Raw genomic sequence first — 6,663 nt, 5'->3', positions numbered from 1 at the left:
ACTATCCAAACAGAAGAATCCATACAAAATTTATGATGACTCCTCGACAATTTGAGACGAAGAAAATATGTAATCTAACCAACTGTTAACTAAACTGTTGCAGGTCCCCTATAATAAAACCGTTAACAAAAAATATCTTCGTTAACGGTTAAGTGCTTTATTAACTTATGTGAGCATTATTTCATAGAGTTTCGAAGAAACAGAGGTTGGAGATTTTTCCAATCCTCTCAATCCTAAATAAGAGGAAATAAACAATAAAAATTGTTTACTCTTTATACTCTTGTGGTCTAGAAAATTTTAAATAATTTCCAGATTTGTTACGATATTTAGAGTAATCTTGCTTGTAAAGACTTAATATCAACGCATCAATGACAAAAATTAGTCCACCATTTTGTGTATATGCAGTCAACCTTGTTTTTTGAGAATCGTATAAGAAGTTGATTGACACCAAAGAAAAAGTTGAAAGTGTCGTGTTCCCAAAATTTGTGATACTTATGACATCGATTCCTATGGTTTGAGCAAACTCAGCAATTGCATTGATTTCCGCTGTTTCACCAGATTTGCTGATAAGTACTAATATATCGATTCCCGAGTTCAAAAATAGCAATCGCTGTTTCACCTCGATAATCGAAGAACTATAATAAGAAGATTTACCCAATTCTATTAATGATTGAGAAAGATATTCAGCGAATCCCCCTGTTGCTTGATAGCCAAAACAAACAATATTCTCCGCTCTATTCATTAGTGCGGATGCTTTCTCAAAAGACTCTGGTTGGTTACTATTAAATGCAACTTCGATTGAGGATATATAATTATTTTTGACCTTTTCTAAAGTTGCGTACATAGAGTCTGTCAACTGAATCTCTGAACTTTCTTCTTCCGAACTTGAAGCAATGACATCATTTATTAGTATTTTAAAGGTTTTATAGCCTAGTTTCTGAGAAAAACGAATAATTGTTGACTGTCCTACATCCAGTTTTTTTGCTAACTCACTTGAGGTAATTGATTTCATATTATCAATATTAGCTAGCAAATAATCAGCAATCTTCATTTCTGAAACTGTCAAACTACCATACAAACTTTTTATTTTTGTAATAAACATTCGCTTTACTCCTTTTGACTACAACTCGTCATCTTCCTCTAAATCTTCTAAAAATTCGAATACTCCAATCGCTTTACGACTATTGTTAATTAAGCTCTGAACAAATTGTTGAAGAGACTGTTGATTATTGACTGTTAAAACTGCTTCCATAATCATAGCTAAGTTAGTTCCGCCAATTACACAAACATCTTTTTGGCTAGTACGTGAAATATCAACTCCAGTTTTAAATGGAGTTCCTCCCACTAAATCACTTAATACAAGTATTTCCTTTTCTTCAGTATCTTCTATTATATCATTTAAAGCTCTCCTTAATTGTTCAGGAGAAGTATCTTTAGTAAACTCCACATAAGATAATTGATGCTTTTCACCAATTATCAACTCTGCTGCTGAAACCATACCACTTGCATAATTTCCATGTCCAGCCACTATAATTTTTATCATTTTTTTGTCCTTTCTAACCATTATAACGGAAAAATATCTTTTTGTTCGATTTCTCTGTAATTTTTGACAATTGACTCATGTACAAAACTGTCTGTTTTATCCTCCAAATCAAGTTCACAGTATTTTTCTACCGCTGCTTCGATTCCATTTCTGTGAACGTATTGCGTGATTTCAATAGAATCGGGAGTTTTATCTTCCTTATAAAAGAAACCATAAGCTGTTGCTCGCAAAATGAAGAAGGGGAGAATATCATTCTCTAAACATAAGTATGCCGGACCCAATAATCGATCATTCTTTTTCAATTTTCTTTTAGTATCTCGTCCAATTCTTTCTAATTTATCGGCAAAATAAGGACTTGCAAATTTTTGATAAACTTCCCTCTTAAAATTATTGTCAGGAATTTCAATATCATAATTTTTATACATTGCTTCTCTTGCTTCTTTCCAAGCATAATAAACAACCTTACGGATATAAGGATCTGAAATTGCTTCGTTTACCGTCTTGTAGCCTTTATAATTACCTAAAAAACCAAGCGCAATATGTTCCAGATTCTCAGACCAAATTTTTTCAATCATTTTCAACTCGATATTAGGAACTTTTACCATGAATTTAGGATAATCATAATTTTCTGGGAATTTGAATGAATCATTGACCATTAAAACTGGTTTATCATCACCCACTAACAATAAGTCTCCATTATCATGCTCTGGAAAAGTTATTTTACGATTTGCATTACTACCAACTACTGAGATCAGTTCTTCAAAATATTTCTGTTCGTCAGAAAGTAATTGATTTTTGATTCTTGGGTAAAAATAATCTTTCAATCCTACATAATTCGCGCCCAAAATTACCGCGCTAGGATGATTATCATTTCTACGATACTTTAATTTTATTGCTTCAATGATATCTTTAATCGCTTGATCGAAATCTTCAGGAAACAAAGCTGTTGCGATTATCTCCGAATCAGCAAGTCTCTTAATATAACTTTCTCTATCATCAAAGATATGGAAGGTCTCAAAATCACTAACGCGTCGAATACTTTTTTCACCAGTTAATAAGTTTTTCATTTCAACTTCATAGTAACCTTGATTTCTAAGCTTTTCTATTATTGCTAAATCAGAATCTGCAAAATTCAAATGAAATTTTTTTGAAGCATCAAACAACTCACCTAACATGCCTCTTCCAGTTCGTCCAGCACCTATAATCGTTACTTCTCTCATACGACTTACTCCTTATAAGAAACCATAATAATATCCATCTCTCCTGAGAATTTCAAATCACCAAAATCTTTAGGTATGAATAGTGTCTCACCGAGTGAAATGTTTTCACCACTGATTGTTCCTGAGCCTCCAACGCAAGCTAAAAACATGAAATCAGGATAAGAATATACGCTATTTCCGTAAATCTTAAATCTTTTAGCAACATATTCACCAGCTACATCATAATAATCGTAAACCTCTAAATTTTCCCGTTTTTCAGATTCTACATGTTTGGACTCAAAAGGAACTTCAGGAACTGTTGCGCAATCAAAAACTTCTTGCAAGTGCAGTGGTCGGTTAGGATCATTACGATCTAGATCATAAAATCGATAAGTAATGTCTCCATTCGTTCCGAAAGTTGAAGTTACTTGCCCATCTCCATAACCTCCGTGGATCACACCTGCTGGTGTATGAACAAAATCTCCGTCTTTAACATCTAGTGTTGTAAATAAGTTATCCCAATCTTTCTCTAAGATCATTTTTTTAAACTCATCTTTATCTTTTGCTTTGTTTCCGAACAATCGAGTTTTTACATGGTCACTTTCTTCTAAAGAAACAGCTCCAGAAACCTTTCCTTGTTGATTTTCATGCTTAAAAGCATAGTCATCGTCTGGATGTAACTGATAAGATTGAAACCCTTCGTTAGCAGTCGTCGTCATCCGAATTGGAAAATGAGGAGTAGAAATTCCAAACAATTCTTTATTTTCACGATAAAATTCTGATAACGGCTGATCCGTTTCTTCAATAATATTATCCAACTCTCCCGGCAAAGAGATAACATGATAGACTGTACCAATATTATCTAATGTTGTTTCAATTTTAAAAAAGTCAATCAGCTTTTGTCCACCCCAGATAAACGATTTATATAAGGGACGAACGTGATAAATATTTTTCATATGCGCCTCCTAAATTAGTCCCAATAATGATAACGCAACGACTCCAACCATCAGCAATACAATAAGTTTCGAAATAGAAACATTCTTTTTTGAAACAAGGAAATAGCACCCGACAACCAATAATAGACTTAGTAAATTAGGGAAGATATTATTTAAAATATCTTGTAAAACAATCGGTTCGGTACCTTTCCCAGCAGAAAATTTCAGAACTGTTTCTAATTTTACGTAACTCGCTGACAATGCCCCTATTACAATGATCCCAAAAACCTGAATCGCACTTCGAATTTTATCAAGCATGCTTCCCGAAAGCATCATGACTGCATCTCTACCAAACGTGTATCCTTTGTTATACAGGAAATATGCATATCCCCATAAAATAATTGGAGTCGTAATCATATACAAAATACTTCCTAATGGGCTATTTGAATCTCCAGTCAGTGTAATAGCAATCGTAGTTAATAACGGTACAATTGTTGCTTGGATCAAGCTGTCGCCAATTCCCGCGACAGGACCCATTAACGCCGATTTGGTTGTACGGATCATTTCATCATCGACGTTTTCTCCCAATGCTTTCTGTTCTTCCATTCCGACCATAACGCCCCAAACAACACTTGCAGTTGTCTGTTCGTTATTATGGAAATCCAGTTGTCGAATCATTCCATCTTTTTGTCCATCTTTGTCATAATATTTTTTAAATAGCGGAGCCATACAAAATGCGTAACCATCACCATGCCAATTCTCAAAATTTATTGAATAAGCATAATGTAGTTGGTATTGCCAAAATAGCTTAATTAGTTCTTTTCTTGTAAGTGCTTCTCGTTTTTCACTCAGATTGGTTAACATCATCATAAGATTTCATCCTCCTCATCAAAATCAGGTACAACTTCTGCAACTTCTTTCTTAATCGCATCCGTTCGATAATAGAAATAAGCAATCACCATAGCGATAATCGCAATTGGGATAAAACTCATTTCTGCGTAGGCGAAAAGCATGAAGCCAAAAACGAAGAAAACGAACATAAAATTATTCGTTATATTATATTTCAGTAATAAAGCCATCCCCACTGCGGGAAGTACTTTTGCCAATTGACTTAAAGCGTGTAAAATACGCTCAGGTAATAAATCAATAAAGGATTCTACAGCTGATGCACCAAAATAAATGAATACAAATGAAACGATAAAAGACATAACTAGTAAAAACAATTGCGGTAGGATAAAATGTCCTGTCAAAATTTTCTTATAATTCGTTTCTTCTACACCCTTACGCATGATTCTAGCAAAGATAGTATTCATTCCTCGAACGATTTGGATTAAGTTTGCTGCGAGAATAGAGATAGGTGTAGCAATTGCGAGAGCGGCACCTACATCTAAATCAGAAATAATGGCTACTGCAATTACTGGAAACGACACTGCACCAATATCCATTGTCATAGCTCCCCCGACTGCAAAAGATCCCATAAAGGCTAATTGCATCGCGACACCAATTTCAATCCCTTTTTGGACATCTCCTAAAATCAATCCACATAAAAATCCACCAATTAACGGGCGACAAAGGGTATATTTACTAATTACAAAACCACCAAAAGAACTATAAACATTGCTCAAATAATATAAAATAGAAATAGCACTTATCTGTAAAATGTACATTATTTTCCCTCCCTAAATTTTTCCTTTTGCTTCACTCCACGTAAGAGTCGGGGTTGTGAATGTTGGGTTCACTATGACTGTTGTTTTGTTACTTTCAAGATAGTCAAGCGCTTCCATTTCATTGGGCATGAGTCCGACCATCTGCATAATAAACGTTGAGCCCTCTCTCACACTTTGAGGCCCAATAAAAAGCGTATTTTTAAAATTATATCCCCCTTCAACCATTTTTCTTGCTGTCAACGGCGTCTTCATAATCACAACATAGTTCTTATTTGATTTTTCCGCTTCGCTTAACTTTTTTAGCGCCTTTTCAATGGAAAAGCTGAATACTTTAATGTGCGATGGCAATATTTGCTTGTACAGTTGCATCATAAATTTATCACCTGCGATCTTATCATCAACAATGATGATGCCATCTACATGAACCTCTTTTGTAATCTTAGTTGTTGTTTGCCCGTGAATCACTCGTTCGTCAACTCTGTAATGAACTATCATTTTTTTTCCTCCAATATATTAACCGCTTTCACAAACTTATAATACCATTCCGCGAATTGTTTGTAAACCACATTATTCAGATATTTTATTTTTTTTATGAATATTTAGGGTCGGATCAAACAAAAAAATATTATTCCATTTTTTTAATACCCACTCTTTTTGATTTTTCAATAATATTGATACGCTATTATTATCTAGATTAGGAAGTTTTCGAAATTGACTGTACGGTGTTTTTAAAAGTCCATTAACTAAAGCAAGCAATGCCATTCCGTGAGAGACTATTAAAATTTTTCCATGAGGATATTTAAGTGTAATTTCATCAAATATTGGTTTCATTCTGGCATATACTTCATAGTAATGTTCACCATCTATAATTCTAGCATCAAACTTTTCGGGAGTATTTCTGAACAAAAGCAACTGATCAGAATGAGGAATCTTATCTTCAAGTACCCCCTCCCAAATTCCAAAATTGATTTCATTCAAATTCTTATTCGTTTCCCTATTCATAGTTTTTTGATTTATATTATAATCAGCAATAATATTTCCTGTATGTATTGCTCTTTGTTGTTCGCTTGTTAATAAAAGATCAAATGGAACATATCTCAATTCCTTTCCAAGTTTTTTACTATCTTCCAGCGCACTACTCAAAAGTTTTGAATCCACAGCGCCACCTTGAAACCTTTTTTCTACATTAAATTCTGTCTTACCATGTCTAATCAAATAAAATTCTGTCATTTTTTTCCTCCTTAATTTTATTCCATCATACAAGAATCTGAATCAAAAAAGAATACTTTAATGAATAAAATGAATTAAATATAGTTTAA

8 protein-coding genes are annotated in these 6,663 nt (G+C 33.7%); all 8 read right to left on the bottom strand.

What is annotated here, in order from left to right; translation table 11 throughout:
- Positions 1 to 265: 265 nt before the first annotated feature.
- Positions 266 to 1,102 carry a MurR/RpiR family transcriptional regulator gene (locus tag AB5Z52_RS15450; protein ID WP_137438804.1) on the bottom strand — a complete coding sequence of 279 codons (837 nt, stop codon included), beginning with the start codon at positions 1,100 to 1,102 and terminating at the stop codon, positions 266 to 268.
- An 18-nt stretch (positions 1,103 to 1,120) separates the two neighbouring features.
- On the bottom strand, positions 1,121 to 1,543 hold the full coding sequence (locus tag AB5Z52_RS15445) for a PTS sugar transporter subunit IIA (protein WP_158408714.1): 423 nt from the start codon (positions 1,541 to 1,543) through the stop codon (positions 1,121 to 1,123).
- Between the two features lie 20 nt (positions 1,544 to 1,563).
- Positions 1,564 to 2,763: a hypothetical protein gene (locus AB5Z52_RS15440; RefSeq protein ID WP_270790970.1), complete on the bottom strand. Its 1,200-nt coding sequence runs from the start codon at positions 2,761 to 2,763 to the stop codon at positions 1,564 to 1,566.
- Between the two features lie 5 nt (positions 2,764 to 2,768).
- Positions 2,769 to 3,698 (bottom strand): class I mannose-6-phosphate isomerase, encoded by a 930-nt coding sequence (locus tag AB5Z52_RS15435; RefSeq protein WP_137438801.1) that lies wholly within the window; start codon positions 3,696 to 3,698, stop codon positions 2,769 to 2,771.
- A 9-nt stretch (positions 3,699 to 3,707) separates the two neighbouring features.
- Complete coding sequence (locus AB5Z52_RS15430; protein ID WP_270790972.1) at positions 3,708 to 4,547, bottom strand: PTS system mannose/fructose/sorbose family transporter subunit IID; 840 nt, start codon at positions 4,545 to 4,547, stop codon at positions 3,708 to 3,710.
- On the bottom strand, positions 4,544 to 5,344 hold the full coding sequence (locus AB5Z52_RS15425; protein ID WP_137438800.1) for a PTS sugar transporter subunit IIC: 801 nt from the start codon (positions 5,342 to 5,344) through the stop codon (positions 4,544 to 4,546). Before AB5Z52_RS15425 ends, AB5Z52_RS15430 begins: the two co-directional genes overlap by 4 nt.
- Positions 5,345 to 5,356: 12 nt before the next feature.
- On the bottom strand, positions 5,357 to 5,839 hold the full coding sequence (locus tag AB5Z52_RS15420) for a PTS sugar transporter subunit IIB (protein WP_270790973.1): 483 nt from the start codon (positions 5,837 to 5,839) through the stop codon (positions 5,357 to 5,359).
- Between the two features lie 72 nt (positions 5,840 to 5,911).
- Complete coding sequence (locus AB5Z52_RS15415; protein WP_368243960.1) at positions 5,912 to 6,574, bottom strand: histidine phosphatase family protein; 663 nt, start codon at positions 6,572 to 6,574, stop codon at positions 5,912 to 5,914.
- Positions 6,575 to 6,663: the final 89 nt, after the last annotated feature.

The sequence above is a fragment of the Enterococcus sp. RTP21361st1_A6_RTP21361_211029 genome, assembly GCF_040910045.1.
GTDB lineage: Bacteria > Bacillota > Bacilli > Lactobacillales > Enterococcaceae > Enterococcus_D > Enterococcus_D gallinarum.
Note: the sequence above shows the minus strand (reverse complement) of the source record. Positions and strands in the feature narration are given on the sequence as shown.